The sequence below is a fragment of the Streptomyces sp. VNUA24 genome (assembly GCF_029167005.1).
Classification (GTDB): Bacteria; Actinomycetota; Actinomycetes; order Streptomycetales; family Streptomycetaceae; genus Streptomyces; species Streptomyces scabiei.
The window spans coordinates 6,046,583-6,065,902 of the sequence record NZ_CP119143.1; the positions used below are offsets into that span (position 1 = coordinate 6,046,583).

Genomic DNA, 19,320 nt, shown 5'->3' on the forward strand with positions numbered 1-19,320 from the left:
TCCCGCCCCGCCTCTGGTGCGATCCTACGAACCCGCCGCGTCCCACTCTTCGGAAGCCCCCACAAGGCCCCCCGCCCCCTCCGGCTAGGCTGGCACCGTGAAGGTCCTCGTCATTGGTAGCGGTGCCCGTGAGCACGCGCTGTGCCGTTCGCTGTCCCTCGATCCCGATGTCACCGCACTCCACTGCGCGCCCGGCAACGCGGGCACGGCGGAGGTGGCCGAGTCGCACCCGGTCGACGCGCTGGACGGCGCCGCCGTGACCGCGCTGGCCACGCGGCTGGAGGCCGACCTGGTGGTCGTCGGCCCGGAGGCCCCGCTGGTCGCGGGCGTCGCCGACGCCGTGCGCGAGGCGGGCATCCCGGTGTTCGGCCCGTCCGGCGAGGCCGCCCAGCTGGAGGGCTCCAAGGCGTTCGCCAAGGAGATCATGGCCGGAGCCGGCGTCCCGACCGCGCGGTCGTACGTCTGCACCACCGCCGAGGAGATCGACGAGGCACTGGACGCCTTCGGCGCGCCGTACGTCGTCAAGGACGACGGGCTCGCGGCGGGCAAGGGCGTCGTCGTGACGGCGGACCTCGCCCAGGCCCGCGAGCACGCGCTCGCCTGCGGCCGGGTCGTCATCGAGGAGTTCCTGGACGGCCCCGAGGTCTCCCTCTTCGCCATCACCGACGGGGTGACCGTCGTCCCGCTGCAGCCCGCGCAGGACTTCAAGCGCGCGCTCGACGGCGACGAGGGCCCCAACACCGGTGGCATGGGCGCGTACTCCCCGCTCCCGTGGGCCGACCCCAAGCTGGTCGACGAGGTGCTGCAGACGGTGCTCCAGCCGACCGTCGACGAGATGCGGCGCCGCGGCACCCCCTTCTCCGGCCTCCTCTACGCGGGCCTGGCCATCACCGGCCGAGGCGTACGGGTGATCGAGTTCAACGCGCGGTTCGGCGACCCGGAGACCCAGGTCGTCCTCGCCCGTCTGAAGACCCCGCTGGCCGGTGTGCTGCTCGCCGCCGCCAACGGCACCCTCGGCGACCTCGAACCCCTGCGCTGGAGCGCCGACGCGGCCGTCACCGTGGTCGTGGCCTCGCACAACTACCCCGGCACACCGCGCACCGGCGATCCCGTCACCGGCCTCGACGAGGTCGCCGCCGTGGACGCCCCGCACGCGTACGTCCTGCACGCCGGCACCAAGCGCGCCGGGGACGAGGTCGTCAGCGCCGGCGGCCGCGTCCTGTCCGTCACGGCCACCGGCAAGGACCTCACCCAGGCCCGTGACCGCGCCTACACCGCCGTGGCCCGCATCGGCCTCGACGGCTCCCAGCACCGGTCGGACATCGCGGCGAAGGCGGCGGCCGAGGCGTGACCGCCTGACGGTTGTCCGCCCTCGCCTGACGGTTGTCCGCCTGACGGTCGTCGGCCCCCGCCGGCACCCGCACGCCCCCTCCGTGTCCCTCCACATCCATCCCCTTCGCGACATCTGCATGCGAAGCACCGCCAACGGGTACGAAACCCTGGCCCCGGAATCCCTCGGAGCCCCCAGGAACCCCTGGGAAATCCGCCGGAATCCGGGGCCCGATCCTTGCCCGGCGTCCTTCACCTCTCCCCAAAGCCATTCCATCGAGTGAGCGATGGCCCATCCGGCTGACGACGGCCTGGGCCCCAACTAGGGTGCGGCGCAAGCGTTCCGGCACTTGGCCCACCGGCATTGCGATGTCGGTGGTCGGTGCCACAGTGGGGGAGTGAGCAACGTCAGGGCATTCGGCGGCGACCACGGTGACGAGCAGTCGCCGCGGTGGCAGTCGTCGCGGGGTGCGCCGTACGGGACAGCAGGGGGTGACGTCGGGTCGTGACCGGTATGGCAGGTGGTGAGGAGGCGGGCGCACAGGCCGCGCGCGCCCGGGCCCTCGCCGTGCTGCGGGTCCGCAGCAGGGCGCTGGCCGTGGCGTTGTTGCCCGCGGCCGTGGCCGTCGTGCTGCTGGTCGGCGGGGCGACCGGCCGGCTGACCGGCCCCGGCTGGTCCCTGGCGAGCCGTGTCGTGTCCGGCCTCGCCCTCGTCGTGCTCCTCGCCGCCGCGGGCATCGCCCTCGTCGTCGCCCGGGCCCGGCCCGCCGTGAGCCCCACGGTCGCGGTCACCGAGGAGGCCGCGCCCGATCTCTACCGCCTGGTCCGGGACCTGGCCGACCGCCTCGACGTCCCGCCCCCCTCGGCGATAGCGCTCACCCCGGACTGCGACAGCTGGCTGGAGGACCGCACCCACCCGTCCCACAAGCCGCCCGCCGGACCCCGCCGCTCCTCGGCCGACGGTGCCGAAAGCGCCGACGGTGCCGCCGGTGCCGAAGGGGCTCAGGGGGCCACCGGTTCCCGCGGCGGAGGCCCGCGCGCCGACGAGATGGCGGACGGGCGCGGCTCGTCCGCGGGACTGCCCTCCCCCCGGCGGCATCGCCCGCCCACCGCTCCGGTGCTCGTCATCGGCTCGCCGTTCCTGTGGTGGATGCGGGTGGGCGAGCTGCGGGCGGTGCTCGCGCCGGTCGTCGCGGGCACGGGACCGTCGGCGCACCCGGACATAGCCGCGGCGCGCCGTTTCGTCCGCGGGCTGGACGCGGCCGTGGCGGTCGCCTCGGCCCCGTCGCGCGGTGTGCTCGTCCGTCCGGCGCTGGCCGGGGTCGGCTGGGTGACCCGGCTGCTGCTGCGCGGCTGCCGGGGGCACGCTGCCGAGATGGAGCGCGGGGTCGCCGCGGCGGCGGCCGAGCGTGCACAGGCTGTGGACTACGGTCTGCGGATCGTCGCCCAGGAGCAGGTCGGCCTCGCCTACGCGGGCTGGGACCGGCTCCTCACCCGGGTCGCGCTGCCCGCGTGGCGGATGGGCCGGTGGCCGTCCCGTCTGGACGCGGGTGTCGTCGCCGCGCTCACGGAGCTGTCGCGCCGTGACCGTCTCGCCGAGGGCTTCACCTCCCGGCTGGGCGAGCGCCCCGCCTGCGACCTGCTCGAAGAGCCCGGCGTGGTCGACGAGGCCGCGTCCCTCCTCGCCGCCCGCCTCTTCCACGGCGGCCCCGCCGAGGCCGGCCCCGACTGGTCCCCGGTCGACTGGCACGAGTACCCGGACGAGGTCGTCGACCGGAAGTGGCGCACCGACGCGGCCCGTCTCCACCGCGTCCTCGACACCCTGGGCACGCGCCTCCCGGCGGACGACCCCGGCGGCCCGGCCCCCGGCGGCCCCACGCTCTCCCGCGTACTCACCCACCTGACCACCCTCACGGCCGACGCCCCGCACCCGCCGGCCGCCACCGGGACCCCCGGTCCGGGCGCCGCCACGACGACCGCGCCGCACGACCGGCCGTCCCCCCACCCCCTCACCGGGCGGCCCGCCACCCCCACGGCCCCCGAACACCACCCGCTCGCCCCCTCCACCGTGTCGAGCGCCGCCTCCGCCGCCGAGGACGAGACCCTCCTCGGCGCGCCCCCGGCCCCCCACGACCGCGCACACGAGCACAACCCGGACCTGGAACCGGACGGCCACCACATATCCCCGCCCCAGGCCGACGCCGACGCCGGCCCCGAGCCGGACCCCGACTGCGCCCCCGACCCCGACCTCGACCCCGACGACGAACCCGGCCTGGCCAACGCCCGGTCCGCCGCCCTCGCCGCCGCCCTGACCGCCGAGCTGGCGCGGGAGGAGGCCGCGGTCCCGGCGGGCGGGCACACCGCCGCCGGCGCGGTCGAGGCGCCGGGGCCGGACCGGGCGCTGTGGGACGACGGCCTGCTGCCGCTGTTCCCGATGCAGCCGCCCCGCACGGGCCGCGACCTGCTCACGGAGCACGTCGCCGCGATGGTGTGCTGCGCGGCGATGGACACGGCGGGCGCGACCCCGGGCCTGGACTGGCTGGACGGCCCCTCGCTCCTCGTCGACGGCGTACGGGCGGCCGATCTCGCGCCCCGCGTCCTCACCCTCGTGGAGGAGGGCGACCCGGCCCCCCTCCGCGACTGGCTCCTCCGCCTGGGCGTCCGCCCGGAGAAGCCGGTCCGTCTGGTCTGAGCGCGACGCGGGCCGGGAGGCCGGACGCGCGGTGACCGAGGGAGTCCCGAGGGGGGTGTGGCCGGTCGGAAAGGGGAGCCCAACTCCCCTTCCGGACCCGGCTGTTCCACTCTCACCGATTAGCGACGAACGGTGACGAACCGCGTGCGTCATGTGATGTGCTGGAAGCGATCGTGTACGGAGCATGTGCCTGCGACAGCTCACGGGGGCGAGGGAGGGGAGAACTCATGAGCTCGGAGCACCACCACATCCGCCGCTGGGAATCGGGCGCCCTCGCCCATGCCGTGACGGACCCCTTCGGCCAGGGCCCGGTGCCCTGGCTCCGGGGCAATGTGACGTACTTCGACGACACCGGCCAGGTGGTCCCCTGGTACGTGGAGCCGGGCCCGCCCGAACCCTCCGCGTCCGCCCGGGGCACCCGCGCCCGCCTCCCCGCCCCCCGCACCCCGCCGGGCCCCCGCTCCGCCGACGACGTGCGCCGGCAGATCAAGGGATTCACCGCGACCGGGGCCGCCGCCCCCGGCCAGTCCATCGACTTCCACGTCACGGTGGACCCGCCCCAGGAATTCGCCGTCGACATCTACCGCATCGGCCACTACAGCGGTGACGGCGCGGCGAAGATCACCACCAGTCCCCGTCTCTCCGGCATCGTCCAGCCCCCGCCCCTGGCCGCCGACCGCACGGTCTCCTGCCACCACTGGTGGCTCTCGTGGCGGCTGCAGATCCCCGCCCACTGGAACGTCGGCGCGTACGTGGCGGTCCTGACCACCGCCGACGGCTACCGCTCCCACGTCCCGTTCACCGTCCGCGACGACCGCCGGGCCGACCTGCTGCTCCTGCTCCCGGACATCACCTGGCAGGCGTACAACCTGTACCCGGAGGACGGCCGCACCGGCGCCAGCCTCTACCACGCCTGGGACGAGGACGGCCGGCTGCTCGGCGAGTCCGAGGCCGCGACGACGGTCTCCTTCGACCGCCCGTACGCGGGCGCCGGTCTCCCCCTCCACGTGGGCCACGCCTACGACTTCATCCGCTGGGCCGAGCGCTACGGCTACGACCTCGCCTACGCCGACGCCCGCGACCTGCACTCCGGCCGGGTCGATCCCGGCCGCTACCGGGGACTGGTCTTCCCGGGGCACGACGAGTACTGGTCGCCGCAGATGCGCCGCACCACCGAACTCGCCCGGGACGGCGGCACCTCGCTGGTCTTCCTCTCCTCCAACACCATGTACTGGCAGGTGGAGCTGAGCCCGTCCCCGTCCGGTGCCCCCGACCGCCTCCTCACCTGCCGAAAACGCCGGGGCCCCGGCAGACCCGCACTGTGGCGCGAAATCGACCGCCCCGAGCAGCAGTTGATGGGCATCCAGTACGAGGGCCGGGTCCCCGAACCGCACCCCCTGGTCGTGCGCAACGCCGACCACTGGCTCTGGGACGCGACCGGCGCCCACGAGAACGACGAGCTGCCGGGCATGGTCGCCGGGGAGGCCGACCGCTATTTCCCGCGCACCCCGCTCCCGGAGCACCGGGGCCGCATCCTCCTCGCGCACTCCCCCTACCGGGACAAGGACCAGGTCGTCCGCCACCAGGAGACCTCCCTGTACCGGGCCCCGTCCGGAGCCTGGGTCTTCGCGTCCGGGACGTTCGCGTGGTCCCCGGCCCTGGACCGTCCCGGCCACGTCGACACCCGGGTCCAGCGCGCCACGGCGAACCTCCTGGACCGCATCTGCAAACGCGACTGAGGACACCGAGCACAGCCCCTGGCCAAGATCGGTCGCCCGCGTACGGGAGAATCGAGCCACTTGGACATCACCACGGGGAGGAACCGTGTCCGGATTCGTAGAAAAGCCCGAGCCGATCCAGGTTCCGGGCCTGGTGCACCTGCACACCGGCAAGGTGCGCGAGCTGTACCAGAACGAGGCGGGCGACCTCGTGATGGTCGCCAGCGACCGAACGTCCGCGTTCGACTGGGTGCTGCCGACGGAGATCCCCGACAAGGGGCGCGTCCTGACGCAGCTGTCCCTCTGGTGGTTCGACCAGCTCGCCGACCTGGTCCCCAACCACGTCCTGAGCACCGAACTCCCGCCGGGCGCCCCCGCCGACTGGGCGGGCCGCACGCTCGTCTGCAAGTCGCTGCGGATGGTCCCGGTGGAGGCGGTGGCCCGCGGCTACCTCACCGGCTCGGGCCTGCTGGAGTACAACGACTCCCGCACGGTCTGCGGCCTCGCCCTCCCCGAGGGCCTGGTCGACGGCTCGGAGCTGCCGGCGCCGATCTTCACCCCCGCCACCAAGGCCGCCGTCGGCGAGCACGACGAGAACGTGTCGTACGAGGAGGTCGCCCGCCAGGTGGGCGCCGAGACCGCCGCCCAGCTGCGCCAGACGACCCTCGCCGTGTACGGCCGCGCCCGGGACATCGCCCGGGACCGGGGCATCATCCTGGCCGACACCAAGTTCGAGTTCGGCTACGAGGGCGACACCCTCGTCCTGGCCGACGAGGTCCTCACCCCGGACTCGTCCCGCTTCTGGCCGGCCGACCTGTGGGAGCCGGGCCACGCCCAGCCGTCCTTCGACAAGCAGTTCGTCCGCGACTGGCTGACCTCGGACGCCTCCGGCTGGGACCGCGGGAGCGAGCAGCCCCCGCCGCCGCTGCCCGAGGAGATCGTCGCCGCGACCCGCGCCAAGTACGTGGAGGCGTACGAGCGGCTGACGGGCGTCACCTGGAGCTGATGCCGGAGGCCGGGGCCCCCGCCCCGGCCTCGCCCGCAGCCACGGCCGGGGCGGAACGAAGAAGACCCCGGTCCAGTGGACCGGGGTCTTCTGTCACGAGCGGACGACCAGGTTCGAACTGGCGACCTCAACCTTGGCAAGGTTGCGCTCTACCAACTGAGCTACGTCCGCGTTGCGCCGTGGCGCAGCACCACTATACCCAACCTCGCTCCCGTGCGAGACGCACTGCCGCGTGCCGGTTCTCCACCCCCAGCTTGGACACCGCAGACGACAGATAGTTCCGGACCGTGCCCTGGGACAGCGCGGCCCGCTCGGCGATCTCCGCGACGGGTGCCCCGTCGGCCGCGAGTTCGAGCACCTCGGCCTCCCGCGCCGTCAGCGGGGAATCCCCGGAGGAGATGGCGTCGGCGGCCAACTCCGGGTCCACATAGCGGTTCCCCGCGTGCACGGTCCGGATGATCTCCGCGAGCCGCTGCGCGCTGACGGTCTTGGGGACGAACCCGCGCACACCCGCGGCGAGCGCCCGCTTCAGATGCCCCGGCCGGCCGTGCCCGGTGACGATCAGCACCCGGCAGTCCGGCAGTTCGGCCCGCAGCGATGTGGCGACCCTCACACCGTCCGCCCCCGGCATCTGCAGGTCGAGCACGGCGACGTCGGGCTCGTGCGCCCGGGCCATGGCCAGCGCCTCCGGTCCGCTCGCCGCCTCCGCGACCACGGCCAGGTCGTCCTCCAGCGACAGCAGCGCGGCCAGCGCGCCCCGGATCAGATGCTCGTCGTCGGCCAGCAGCAGCCGCACGGGCCGCCCCGCGCTCACAGGTGCGCCGGTCATGACACACCCCCGGGTACGGCCGCGGCGGCCGAGCCCGGTGCGACCGTGCCGGACACCGGGGCGGACGTCGCCTCCGGACCGCCCCCCGCACCGGCCGGGCCCAGCGGCACCCGCGCCACCACCCGGAACGCCTCCCCGCCCACCGGCCCCGCCTCCAGCGTCCCGTCCACGACCGCCAGCCGCTCCCGCAGCCCCGCGAGCCCGGACCCGGCGCCGACGGAACGGCCGGCGAAGACCTGCGCACCCGCCGTCCGCATCCCGTCGTTCTCCACGGTCAGAACCACCTGCCCCTCGGTCACCTTCAGCATCACCGCGCACCGCACGGCGTTCCCGTGCCGGAGCACGTTCGTCGTTCCTTCCCGCACCACCCAGGCGAGCGCGGACTGCACCTCACCGGGCAGCCCGGCGGCCTCGGCGCCGTCCACCGTGCAGTCGATGCCGGCCGCCGCCAGCACACCCTGCGCCCCGGCCAGTTCGACCCCGAGGTCGGCCTCCCGGTACCCCCGGACGACCTCCCGCACCTCGCGCTGCGACTCGTGCGCGATCCGCTGGACCTCGATCATCTGCTCGACGGCCTCGGGCCGTTCCCGGCGGGCCAGCTGGACGGCCAGCTCGCTCTTGAGGGCGATGACCGCGAGGTTGCGGCCGATCACGTCGTGCAGGTCGCGCCCGAAGCGCAGGCGCTCCTCGGCGACGGCGAGCCGGGCGCGGGTCTCGCGGGCGTCGGCGAGTTCGTAGACGGCGTCGAGCAGCCAGACGGAGAAGACGGCCGTGAAGGCCAGGGCCCCGCCGCTGATCACCACGACCATCGACGCGATCAGCGTGTCGGCCGCCGGTGCGCCCAGCAGGAGGAGCAGCAGCGCGGAGCCCGCCGCGAAGCCGCCGACGATGCCCAGGACCTGCTTCCGGCCGCGGATGCCGAGCGTCACGTTACCGACGCCGAAGACCACCACGATGCTGAAGATGCCGGCGTTGTCGGCGATGTCCCCCTTCACGCCGTGCTCGGCGATCACGAAGGTGAGGACGGCGCTCACCGCGGTGACGGCGGTGAGGACCCACAGCAGCCGTACGGGCTGGGCCCGCCGGCCGCGCGTCCAGTCGAGCGCCTGGGACGCGGTCACCGCACAGGTCGCGGCGTGCGCGCTGACCAGGAGCAGCATCAGCCAGCCGGGCGGCTGCCCCGGCCCCACCTCGGCGAAGGCGGGCAGCCCGGCCGCGAGGAGTTCGATCACCGCGAACATGTGGAACGACCACCGGGTGTACGTCTCCACCTTCGCCGGTGTGCTCTTCACCCGCCACCAGGTCCCCGGCCCCCGCATGGCTCAACTCCCCTCATCGGCGCGGCTCCCAGCGGAACCACCGTCGTACAGCAAACACCGCGATCACGGTCCAGGCCAGCGCGGTGGCGACGGCGCCCAGGGCGTCGTACGCGGACAGGTCACCGGTCCAGCCGCCGCGCACCAGGGTGATCACGGGGGTGAGCGGCAGCAGTTCGAGGAAGGACGCCAGGCGGTCCGGCAGCACTTCGAGCGGCACGGTGATGCCGGACCCGAGCAGCGACACGAACATCAGCGGCAGGCTGGTGACCTGCGCGCTCTCGGCGGTCCGGCTGACGCTCGCGGTGACCGCCGCCAGCGCCACGCACAGCACGACACCCAGCAGCACCCCCAGCACGGCCAGGTGCGGCGCGGCAGGCGCCTTCATGTCCAGCAGGACCGTGCATCCGATCGCGACGACCACGCACTGCGCGAGCGCGATACCGGCGGCGGGCAGCGCGGCTCCCACCAGGATCTCCGGGTCGCGCAGTTCGCCGGTCCGCAGCCGCTTCAGGACGAGTTCCTCGCGGCGGACGACGAAGATGTTGGTCAGGGCGGTGTAGACCGCGAAGAGCAGCGAGAAGCCGACGGCGGCGCAGAGCATGACCGTCCCGACGTCCAGCCCCGCCTCGTCGAGGTCCATCTGGTCCGTCGCCGAGCGCACGCTGAGCGGCAGCACCAGCGGCACGAACAGCGCCGTGAACAGCGTGGCCCGGCTCCGCCCCAGCAGCGTCAGCTCGGCGCGGGCGAGCGCGGTCATCCGGCCCCTGAGGGTCGTCGTCCCGGCCGTGACGGCCGGTGCCGTGCCCGCGGCCGTACCCGCCGCCCCCGCACCCGTACCCGTACCCGCGGTCCCCGTACCCGTCGTCGTTCTCATACCGCCACCCCGCCCTTGTGCGTTCCCTCGCCCGCGGGCGATCCCATGTCCGTACGTGCCCCAGCGACCGCCCGCGCCGCCTCCGCCGTCTCCCGCGCGATCCGCAGGAACGCCTCCTCCAGCGAGGCCGACCGCACCTCCAGCCGGCGCAGTTCGATCCGCGACCGCTCGGCCCACAGCAGCAGCCCGGTGGCCGCCCGCTGGAGTTCGTTCGTGCGCAGCACCACCACGCGGTCGTGCTCCTCGTGCCCGGTGACGCCCAGTTCGCCGAGCGGCGGCAGGTCGCCGAGGAAGTACCCGGCGGGCAGTTCGAAGGAGATGCGGGACGGCTGCGAGGCGGTCACCTCGGCCGGGGTGCCGGTGACGGCGACGGCGCCCTCGTGGAGGATGGCGAGCCGGTCGGCCAGGTCCTCGGCCTCCTCCAGGTAGTGCGTGGTCAGCAGGACGGTCGTTCCCCCGTCCCGCAGTTCCCGCACCAGTTCCCAGGTGTCCTGGCGGCCCTCCGCGTCGAGCCCGGTCGTCGGCTCGTCCAGGAAGAGGACCTCGGGGCGCCCGAGGAGCGCGAGCGCCAGGTCCAGGCGCCGCTTCTCGCCCCCGGACAACTGCTTGACCCGGACACCGGCCCGCCGCCCGAGGCCGACGATCTCCAGCGCCTCCCCGACGGGCCGCGCCCCGCTGGTGCAGCCCGCCCACATCCGTACCGTCTCCGTGACGGTCAGCTCGGAGGGGAAGCCGCCTTCCTGGAGCATCACCCCGATCCGGGGGCGCACGGCCGCGCGCTCCCCGTAGGGGTCGTGCCCGAGGACCCGTACCCGGCCGCCGGACGGCGGGGCGAGCCCTTCCAGAACTTCGACCGTCGATGTCTTGCCGGCGCCGTTGGTGCCCAGGAGCGCGAAGAGTTCTCCCCGGCCGACGGAGAAGGTGATTCCCCGTACGGCTTCGAAGCCGCCCCCGTACACGCGGCGCAGGTCGGTGACCTCGATCACGTTCTCGTGATCGTGAGTGTTCACGTCGTCGTGCCCGTTCGTCTTCATGTCCTCAAGCGTCGCGGTGACACGGGCCGCGGAGCAGTGCGCGGTGTCATCACTCGGCATGACAAATGTCAGACGCGGGAGCGGGATACGAGGAAGAGGGGGAGGGCGGCCGTGAAGAAGACGAGGAACACGAGGACACGAAGAACACGCGGGCACGAAGAAGGCCCCGGTCCAGTGGACCGGAGCCTTCTTTCACGAGCGGACGACCAGGTTCGAACTGGCGACCTCAACCTTGGCAAGGTTGCGCTCTACCAACTGAGCTACGTCCGCATTGCCTCCGATCGGCTCCCACCGATCGGCGCGAGGACTACTTTACCTGATCCACAGGAGTGGTCGGTCAAGCGATCCAGAGCGGGTGACAGGAATTGCACACTGCGCCTTCCCCCTGGAAGGGGGATGTTCTACTACTGAACTACACCCGCGTGACTCCGGTGAGCCGGGCCTTTCGGCCTTGCCCCTCGGCGTGCTCCAGACTCTAGCTGATCCGCCGGGGGGCAACGCAAGTCGGTTGTCCCCCGGGGCCCAAGTCGGCCGCCCCCGGGGCCCGCTGACGGGTCCTGAGGGCGGCCGTGTCCGGAGCGGCGCCTACTGCGCCTCGGCGAACGCCTCGTAGACCCGCTTGGGGATCCGGCCGCGCGCGGGGACCTCCAGCTTGTTGGCCTGGGCCCAGGCGCGGACGGCCGCGGGGTCCGGGGCGACCTGGGTCTGCTTGTAGGTCCTGCCCGACCTCGACCGCTTGCGGCCGGCGTCCACGTAGGGCGCGAGCGCCTTACGCAGTTTCCTGGCATTGGCTTCGTTCAGGTCGATCTCGTACGACTTGCCGTCGAGTCCGAAGGCGATCGTCTCCGCCGCTTCCGAGCCGTCGATGTCGTCGGAGAGAGTGACCACGACACGCTGCGCCACGAATATCGGTCCCTTCGTGCGACATCTCCGTCGTTGACGTGCCCAGACGTCAGGAAGATGTCGGTTGTCCGGCTGTTATTTGGGCAAAGTATCGCTATTGCCAATTCATTTGTACAGTGCCCGGCATTGCAATGTGAGGACAGACTTAATCCGCCCGCGTGTCCCTCGCGCAATAGGGATCCCGGATCTTTCCCAGAAGTTTTCATGAGGGTGATCACCCGATACCGGATCGTGACCGCCGTCACCCGGAATCCCTGTAGTTTCCTACGAATCTACCCGCGTAGAAATTTTGTACGGGTAGTCTGAAGGAACCTGCTCAGCACCACACACCGGGAGTGCCAGTGGCACGCGTCGTAGTCGACGTCATGCTCAAGCCGGAGATCCTCGACCCCCAGGGCCAGGCGGTGCAGCGCGCGCTGCCGCGTCTCGGTTTCGAGGGCGTCTCCGACGTACGTCAGGGAAAGCGATTCGAACTGGAAGTTGACGGACCGGTGGACGACGCCGCGCTCGCCCGCATCCACGAACTGGCGGAATCCTTCCTCGCCAACACCGTGATCGAGGACTTCACCGTCAAGGTCGAGGAAGTCGCGGAGGCCGGAAAGTGACCGCTCGTATTGGCGTCGTCACATTTCCCGGCAGCCTCGACGACCGGGACACCCAGCGTGCGATCAGGCTCGCCGGTGCCGAGCCCGTCGCCCTGTGGCACAAGGACAAGGACCTCCACCAGGTCGACGCCGTGGTGCTGTGCGGCGGCTTTTCCTACGGCGACTATCTGCGCGCCGGAGCCATCGCGCGCTTCTCGCCGGTGATGGAGACGCTCATCGAGCAGGCGAAGGCCGGACTGCCGGTCCTCGGCATCTGCAACGGCTTCCAGATCCTCACCGAGGCCCACCTCCTGCCCGGCACGATGCTGCGCAACGACCACCTGCACTTCATCTGCCGCGACCAGAAGCTGCGGGTGGAGAACGCCGAGACCTCCTGGACCACCGACTACACGGCCGGCCAGGAGATCCACATCCCGCTGAAGAACAACGACGGGCAGTACGTCGCCGACGCGTACACGCTCGACAAGCTGGAGGCCGAGGGCCGAGTGGCCTTCCGGTACCTCGACTTCAACCCCAACGGCTCCCAGCGGGACATCGCCGGCGTCACCAACGAGGCCGGCAACGTGGTGGGCCTCATGCCGCACCCGGAGCACGCCGTGGAGCCGCTGATCGGCACCGGCCGCACCGACGGCCTCCCCTTCTTCACCTCGATCCTCAAGAAGCTGGTCAACGTATGAGCCGGACGCCTCTGGACACGGTCGAGCACGCGGCCGCGACCCCCGACGTCGAGCTGCCCTGGGCCGAACTGGGCCTGAAGAAGGACGAGTACGAGCGCGTGGTCGAGATCCTCGGCCGCCGCCCGACCGGCGCCGAGCTGGCCATGTACTCCGTCATGTGGTCCGAGCACTGCTCGTACAAGTCGTCGAAGGTCCACCTCCGCCAGTTCGGCGAGAAGGCGCCCCAGTCGGACGCCCTCCTCGTCGGCATCGGCGAGAACGCCGGGGTCGTCGACGTCGGCCAGGGCTACGCGGTCACCTTCAAGGTCGAGTCGCACAACCACCCGTCGTACGTCGAGCCCTACCAGGGCGCGGCCACGGGTGTCGGCGGCATCGTGCGCGACATCATCGCGATGGGCGCCCGCCCGGTCGCGGTCGTCGACCCGCTGCGCTTCGGCGCGGCCGACCACCCCGACACCAAGCGCGTCCTGCCGGGCGTCGTCGCGGGCATCGGCGGCTACGGCAACTGCCTGGGCCTGCCCAACATCGGCGGCGAGGTCGTCTTCGACGCCTGCTACCAGGGCAACCCGCTGGTCAACGCCGGTGCCATCGGCGTCATGCGGCACGAGGACATCCACCTCGCGAAGGCGTCCGGCGCCGGCAACAAGGTCATCCTCTACGGGGCCCGCACCGGCGGCGACGGCATCGGCGGCGCCTCCATCCTGGCCTCGGAGACCTTCGACGACGCCAAGCCCTCCAAGCGCCCCGCGGTGCAGGTCGGCGACCCCTTCCAGGAGAAGCTCCTCATCGAGTGCACCCTGGAGGCGTTCCAGGAGAAGCTGGTCGTCGGCATCCAGGACCTCGGCGCGGCGGGCCTGTCCTGCGCCACGTCCGAGCTGGCGTCCAACGGCTCCGGCGGCATGCGCGTCACCCTCGACGACGTCCCCCTGCGCGACTCCACGCTCTCGCCCGAGGAAATCCTCATGAGCGAGTCGCAGGAACGCATGTGCGCGGTCGTGGAGCCGGAGAAGGTCGACCGGTTCCTGGAGATCTGCGACAAGTGGGACGTCATCGCCACCGTCATCGGTGAGGTCACCGACGGCGACCGGCTGGAGATCTTCTGGCACGGCGGCAAGATCGTCGACGTCGACCCGCGCACGGTCGCGCACGACGGTCCGGTCTACGAGCGCCCCTACGCCCGGCCGTCCTGGCAGGACGAGCTCCAGGCGGACGACGCCAACAAGCTCCCGCGCCCGGAGACGTCCGAGGAGCTGAAGGACCAGGTCCTGAAGCTGGTGGCGTCCCCGAACCAGGCGTCGAAGTCCTGGATCACCTCGCAGTACGACCACTTCGTGCAGGGCAACACGGTGCTCGCGCAGCCCGAGGACTCCGGCATGATCCGCGTCGACGAGGAGAGCGGCCTGGGCGTCGCCATCGCGACCGACGGCAACGGCCGCTACGCCAAGCTGGACCCGTACCACGGCGCCCAGCTGGCCCTGGCGGAGGCGTACCGCAACGTCGCCACCACCGGCGCCAAGCCGCTGGCCGTCTCCGACTGCCTGAACTTCGGCTCGCCGGAGGACCCGGCGGTCATGTGGCAGTTCGCCGAGGCCGTACGCGGTCTCGCGGACGCCTGCCAGCAGCTGGGCACCCCGGTGACCGGCGGCAACGTCTCGCTCTACAACCAGACGGGCGAGGTGGCCATCCACCCCACCCCGGTCGTCGCGGTCCTGGGCGTCATCGACGACGTCGCCCGCCGCACCCCCGTCGCCTTCCAGGAAGAGGGCCAGCTCCTCTACCTGCTCGGCGACACCCGCGAGGAGTTCGGCGGCTCGGCCTGGTCCCAGGTCGTCCACGACCACCTCGGCGGTCTGCCCCCGCAGGTCGACCTGGAGCGCGAGCGCCTGCTGGCCGAGATCCTGATCTCCGCCTCCCGCGACGGCATGATCGACTCCGCGCACGACCTGTCCGACGGCGGCCTGGTCCAGGCGGTCGTGGAGTCGGCGCTGCTCGGCGGCAAGGGCGCCCGCCTGATCGTCCCGGACGGTCTGGACGCCTTCACCTTCCTCCTCTCGGAGTCGGCCGGCCGCGCGGTCGTGGCCGTCCCCCGCTCCGAGGAACTCCGCTTCACCGACATGTGCGGCGCGCGCGGCCTCCCGGCCACCCGCATCGGTGTCGTCGACGGTGACGTGGTGGAGGTCCAGGGCGAGTTCACGCTCTCCCTGGAGGAGCTGCGCACGGCCCACGAGGGCACGATCCCGGCGCTGCTGGCGTAGTACCCCGTACGACGGAGCCCCGCCCGGATCGGTACGTCCGGGCGGGGCTTCCCTGCGTTCCGGCGGGTCAGCGGACGTAGGCCCCGAGGATCTCCGTGTCGAGTTCGATGCCGACCGGACCGGGGAGGGACACCCTCTCGCCGAACGCCGCCGTGTGCACGTCGCGGTACCCGCCGACCAGCGGGTCGGGGCCGCTGTGCACGACGACCGTGCGGGAGCCCCGGTCGATCAGCAGGTACAGCGGGATCCCGGACCGCCCGTAGGCGGCCGGCTTCTCCCGCCGGTTCCACCGGTCGGTGTCCGCGTCGTAGGAGGTGACCTCGACGACCATGAGGACCCCGTCGGGGTCGGCCCACTCGCCGTGCCCCGCGAAGTGCGCCTCGGGCACGAGCACCGCGTCCGGTCTCGCCCTGCCCTCCCCGGACGCGTCGACCCGGAGCCCCTGGCCCCGGTACAGGTCCAGGTCGGGCCTGGTCCGTGGTCCGCAGACAGTGCCGGGCCAGCCGGGCCACGACGGTGCCCCGGTTGCCGTCCGCGGCCTTCTTGACGCCGAGCCGTCCGTCGATGAACTCCAGCGTGACGGTCTCGGGAGCGGCGGAGGCGATCACCTCGAACTCCTCCACCGACATCTGGGACGCGCGCTCGGCCCCGGCCTTCATGCTGCCCCCTTCGACGTGAAGGCCAGTGTCACCGGGACTCCGGCGCCGCCGGGCGCAGTTCACCGTCGATCACGCTTTCGAGTGACCCCTCCCGTCCGCCCCGCCCTCGCCCAGAAGGGCCCTAGGCTCGTCCCATGCCCCCCGCCAGGAAACGCCCCCGCGCCTACGACCCCGCCAAGACCCGCAAGGCCGTGCTGGCCCAGTTCGGGAACGTACGGGAGGCCGTGGGCACCCTCACCACCGAACAACTCGCGCTGCCCACTCGGCTCGGGCAGTGGACCGTCCGGGACCTGGTCGCGCACCTCACCATGGCCGTGGAGAGCGTCAGCCGGGCCCTGGAGCGGCCCGGGCCGCCGAAGGCCGGGCTGAACCCCCTCGACTACGCCTCCGCGACCGCCGCCCACGCCGAGGCGATCGACGAGGGCAGCCGGGGCCTGGCCGCGGCCACCCCGGACCTCGCCGCCCGCTATGCGGACGTGGAGCGCCGGATCACCGACGCGCTCGAAGCGGCCCCACCGGGCCGGATCATCGACACCCGGGCCGGCGGCATGCTGCTCGACGACTACCTGGTCACGCGCACGATCGAGCTGGTCGTCCACACCGACGACCTGAACGCCGCCGTCCCCGGCCTCGACGTTCCGTACGACCGGACCGCCCTCGCCACCTGCGTCCGGCTGCTCGCCGACACCCTGGCCGCACGGGCTCCCGGCGGCTCGACGGAGGTGCGGATCCCGCCGTACGCCGTGGTGCAGTGCCTGGAGGGGCCGCGGCACACCCGGGGCACCCCGCCGAACGTCGTCGAGACCGACCCGCTGACGTGGATCCGGCTGGCCACCGGCCGCCTGGACTGGGCCGGCGCCCTGGACGAGGCCGAGGTCAGCGCGAGCGGCGAGCGGGCCGACCTGAGCACGCTCCTGCCCCTCATGCGCTGATCCGGGCCACGGAACCCGGTGGAACCACCCACGCATCCCACCCGTCCCACCGCCATGGACAAGCGACTGCGACTGACCCTCACCGCCCTGGCCGTGCTTCCGCTGCCGCTGCTCGCGGCCTGTGGCTCCGAGTCCGCCGGCGATCCCGGCAGCGGCGCCGTCGACGCGAGCACCAAGAAGTCCTCGGTGACCGGCGTCCGCTGGAAGGTGGACAGCCTCACCGTGGACGGGAAGACCGAGCAGGCCCCCGACGGCGCCTACCTGAAGATCGCCGACAACGGTGACGTCGACGGCAACTACGGCTGCAACACCTTCGGCACGACCGCCGCCTTCGGGAAGGACGGCATCGACTTCGAGGCCGCCCGGTCCACCGAGATGGCCTGCGGTGACGCGCCCATGAAGTTCGAGAAGACCTTCGCCCGCACCCTCGACGCCGGGACCTTCACGGCCGGGACCACCGACGGCGGACTCACCCTCACCACGGGCGACGGCGACACCGTGAAGCTGACGAAGGAGCGGCCCGCCGGGCTGTACGGCACGAAGTGGCGGGTCGACTCCCTCATGGACCACGACGTCGCCACCTCGCTCCCCGAGGCGGCCCGGGGCAAGGCGTGGTTCACGCTCGACAAGGAGGCGGGGACCCTCAGCGCGAGCGTCGGCTGCAACGACATCTCCGCGAAGGCCACGGTGAGCGAGGACAGCATCACCCTCGGCAGTCCGCGGACCACCCGGAAGATGTGCTCCGACTCACTCATGGCCGCCGAGCGGAGCTTTCTGAAGATCTTCAAGGGCACGGTGAAGTATCGGATCGATCACCGCAGCATCACGCTGACCAGCGAAAACGACACGGGTATCGGCGCTGTCGCCGACAAGTGACGTGCGAAGGGCCGTAGTCGGGAACGGGGGCGGGCGGGATCACCGGATTCGGACCGGTGCGCGATCTCGCCTACACTCGGTGGCGTGCCACGTGGTGACGGACGACTCAACCACGACCTTCTCCCCGGCGAGAAAGGCCCCCAGGACGCGTGTGGCGTCTTCGGTGTCTGGGCTCCGGGTGAAGAGGTCGCGAAGCTCACTTACTTCGGGCTCTACGCCCTCCAGCATCGGGGCCAGGAATCCGCGGGTATCGCGGTCAGCAACGGCTCCCAGATCCTCGTCTTCAAGGACATGGGCCTCGTTTCCCAGGTCTTCGACGAGACCTCGCTCGGTTCCCTCCAGGGTCACATCGCGGTCGGTCACGCCCGCTACTCGACCACCGGTGCCTCGGTGTGGGAGAACGCCCAGCCGACGTTCCGTGCCACCGCGCACGGTTCCATCGCGCTCGGCCACAACGGCAACCTGGTCAACACCGCCCAGCTCGCCGAGATGGTCGCCGACCTGCCCAAGCAGGAGGGCCGTACGCCCCGCGTCGCGGCCACCAACGACACCGACCTGCTCACCGCGCTCCTCGCGGCCCAGGTCGACGAGGACGGCAAGCCGCTGACCGTCGAGGAGGCCGCCCCGAAGGTCCTCCCGCAGGTCCGCGGTGCCTTCTCCCTGGTCTTCATGAACGAGCACACCCTGTACGCCGCCCGTGACCCGCAGGGCATCCGCCCGCTGGTCCTCGGCCGGCTGGAGCGCGGCTGGGTCGTCGCCTCCGAGGGTGCCGCCCTCGACATCTGCGGCGCGAGCTTCGTCCGCGAGATCGAGCCGGGCGAGTTCATCGCCATCGACGAGAACGGCCTGCGCAGCTCCCGGTTCGCGGAAGCGAAGCCCAAGGGCTGTGTCTTCGAGTACGTCTACCTGGCCCGCCCGGACACCGACATCGCCGGCCGGAACGTGTACCTCTCCCGCGTGGAGATGGGCCGCAAGCTGGCCGAGGAAGCGCCCGTCGAGGCCGACCTGGTCATAGCGACCCCGGAGTCCGGCACCCCGGCCGCCATCGGTTACGCGGAGGCCTCGGGCATCCCGTTCGGTGCGGGCCTGGTGAAGAACGCCTACGTCGGACGTACGTTCATCCAGCCCTCGCAGACGATCCGCCAGCTCGGCATCCGTCTGAAGCTGAACCCGCTGAAGGAAGTCATCAAGGGCAAGCGCCTGGTGGTCGTCGACGACTCGATCGTCCGCGGCAACACCCAGCGCGCGCTGGTCCGGATGCTCCGTGAGGCGGGCGCGGCCGAGGTCCACATCCGGATCTCCTCGCCGCCCGTGAAGTGGCCCTGCTTCTTCGGCATCGACTTCGCGACCCGCGCCGAACTCATCGCCAACGGCATGACGATCGACGAGATCGGCACCTCGCTCGGCGCCGACTCCCTGGCGTACATCTCCCTCGACGGCATGATCGAGGCGACCACCATCGCCAAGCCGAACCTCTGCCGTGCCTGCTTCGACGGCGAGTACCCGATGGAGCTGCCGGACCCCGAACTGCTCGGCAAGCGCCTCCTGGAGACCGAGCTGGCCGCCGGACCGGCCGCCACGGCCGCGGCCGACGCGATCCGTCGCCCGTAAG

15 protein-coding genes, 3 tRNA genes and 1 pseudogene are annotated in these 19,320 nt (G+C 72.2%); 10 read left to right on the forward strand and 9 right to left on the reverse strand.

All coding sequences use genetic code 11. The annotated features are described in order from the left end of the window. Nucleotides 1–97: 97 nt before the first annotated feature. The 4 genes from purD (at nucleotide 98) to PYR72_RS25880 (ending at nucleotide 6,745) form a co-directional block, all read left to right on the forward strand. The gene (gene purD / locus PYR72_RS25865) at nucleotides 98–1,351 is read left to right on the forward strand and encodes a phosphoribosylamine--glycine ligase (protein WP_275457534.1); all 1,254 of its coding nucleotides are present in this window, start codon (nucleotides 98–100) and stop codon (nucleotides 1,349–1,351) included. 492 nt (nucleotides 1,352–1,843) lie between these two features. Continuing rightward, complete coding sequence (locus tag PYR72_RS25870; protein WP_275460515.1) at nucleotides 1,844–4,021, forward strand: hypothetical protein; 2,178 nt, start codon at nucleotides 1,844–1,846, stop codon at nucleotides 4,019–4,021. Between the two features lie 227 nt (nucleotides 4,022–4,248). Continuing rightward, entirely contained in the window at nucleotides 4,249–5,760 is a 1,512-nt protein-coding gene (locus PYR72_RS25875) for a N,N-dimethylformamidase beta subunit family domain-containing protein (RefSeq protein WP_275457535.1), read from the forward strand. A gap of 85 nt (nucleotides 5,761–5,845) precedes the next feature. Then, entirely contained in the window at nucleotides 5,846–6,745 is a 900-nt protein-coding gene (locus tag PYR72_RS25880) for a phosphoribosylaminoimidazolesuccinocarboxamide synthase (protein ID WP_275457536.1), read from the forward strand. A gap of 98 nt (nucleotides 6,746–6,843) precedes the next feature. Here PYR72_RS25880 and PYR72_RS25885 read toward each other — a convergent pair. The 8 genes from PYR72_RS25885 to PYR72_RS25920 all read right to left on the reverse strand — a co-directional run bounded on the left by PYR72_RS25885 (nucleotide 6,844) and on the right by PYR72_RS25920 (nucleotide 11,704). Further along, nucleotides 6,844–6,916, reverse strand: a tRNA-Gly gene (locus tag PYR72_RS25885). 22 nt (nucleotides 6,917–6,938) lie between these two features. Next, on the reverse strand, nucleotides 6,939–7,574 hold the full coding sequence (locus PYR72_RS25890; RefSeq protein WP_275457537.1) for a response regulator transcription factor: 636 nt from the start codon (nucleotides 7,572–7,574) through the stop codon (nucleotides 6,939–6,941). Further along, nucleotides 7,571–8,893, reverse strand: a complete 1,323-nt coding sequence (locus PYR72_RS25895; RefSeq protein WP_275457538.1) for a histidine kinase — start codon at nucleotides 8,891–8,893, stop codon at nucleotides 7,571–7,573. Before PYR72_RS25895 ends, PYR72_RS25890 begins: the two co-directional genes overlap by 4 nt. Before the next feature lie 13 nt (nucleotides 8,894–8,906). Then, nucleotides 8,907–9,767 (reverse strand): ABC transporter permease, encoded by an 861-nt coding sequence (locus PYR72_RS25900; RefSeq protein ID WP_275457539.1) that lies wholly within the window; start codon nucleotides 9,765–9,767, stop codon nucleotides 8,907–8,909. Continuing rightward, nucleotides 9,764–10,801 carry an ABC transporter ATP-binding protein gene (locus PYR72_RS25905; protein ID WP_275457540.1) on the reverse strand — a complete coding sequence of 346 codons (1,038 nt, stop codon included), beginning with the start codon at nucleotides 10,799–10,801 and terminating at the stop codon, nucleotides 9,764–9,766. Before PYR72_RS25905 ends, PYR72_RS25900 begins: the two co-directional genes overlap by 4 nt. Nucleotides 10,802–10,998: 197 nt before the next feature. Further along, a tRNA-Gly gene (locus PYR72_RS25910) sits at nucleotides 10,999–11,071 on the reverse strand. Between the two features lie 80 nt (nucleotides 11,072–11,151). After that, nucleotides 11,152–11,223: transfer RNA gene (locus PYR72_RS25915), tRNA-Gly, on the reverse strand. A 163-nt stretch (nucleotides 11,224–11,386) separates the two neighbouring features. Continuing rightward, nucleotides 11,387–11,704, reverse strand: a complete 318-nt coding sequence (locus PYR72_RS25920; protein ID WP_275457541.1) for an Lsr2 family protein — start codon at nucleotides 11,702–11,704, stop codon at nucleotides 11,387–11,389. 341 nt (nucleotides 11,705–12,045) lie between these two features. On the opposite strand from PYR72_RS25920, the gene purS reads away from it, so the two are divergent. From purS to purL, 3 genes are read left to right on the forward strand one after another with little or no spacing between them, the layout of a single operon-like run. After that, nucleotides 12,046–12,309 (forward strand): phosphoribosylformylglycinamidine synthase subunit PurS, encoded by a 264-nt coding sequence (purS, locus tag PYR72_RS25925; protein WP_005482678.1) that lies wholly within the window; start codon nucleotides 12,046–12,048, stop codon nucleotides 12,307–12,309. Beyond that, nucleotides 12,306–12,986, forward strand: a complete 681-nt coding sequence (gene purQ / locus PYR72_RS25930; protein ID WP_059084297.1) for a phosphoribosylformylglycinamidine synthase subunit PurQ — start codon at nucleotides 12,306–12,308, stop codon at nucleotides 12,984–12,986. Before purS ends, purQ begins: the two co-directional genes overlap by 4 nt. After that, nucleotides 12,983–15,241, forward strand: a complete 2,259-nt coding sequence (gene purL / locus PYR72_RS25935) for a phosphoribosylformylglycinamidine synthase subunit PurL (protein ID WP_275457542.1) — start codon at nucleotides 12,983–12,985, stop codon at nucleotides 15,239–15,241. The genes purQ and purL overlap by 4 nt, the downstream gene beginning before the upstream one ends. Before the next feature lie 67 nt (nucleotides 15,242–15,308). Here purL and PYR72_RS25940 read toward each other — a convergent pair. Continuing rightward, nucleotides 15,309–15,849: pseudogene (locus PYR72_RS25940) on the reverse strand (Uma2 family endonuclease). Nucleotides 15,850–16,034: 185 nt separating this feature from the next. On the opposite strand from PYR72_RS25940, the gene PYR72_RS25945 reads away from it, so the two are divergent. From PYR72_RS25945 to purF, 3 genes are all read left to right on the forward strand, one after another. Further along, entirely contained in the window at nucleotides 16,035–16,832 is a 798-nt protein-coding gene (locus tag PYR72_RS25945) for a maleylpyruvate isomerase family mycothiol-dependent enzyme (RefSeq protein ID WP_275457543.1), read from the forward strand. Between the two features lie 54 nt (nucleotides 16,833–16,886). Continuing rightward, on the forward strand, nucleotides 16,887–17,708 hold the full coding sequence (locus tag PYR72_RS25950; RefSeq protein ID WP_275460516.1) for an META domain-containing protein: 822 nt from the start codon (nucleotides 16,887–16,889) through the stop codon (nucleotides 17,706–17,708). 84 nt (nucleotides 17,709–17,792) lie between these two features. Beyond that, entirely contained in the window at nucleotides 17,793–19,319 is a 1,527-nt protein-coding gene (gene purF / locus PYR72_RS25955) for an amidophosphoribosyltransferase (protein WP_275457544.1), read from the forward strand. Nucleotide 19,320: the final 1 nt, after the last annotated feature.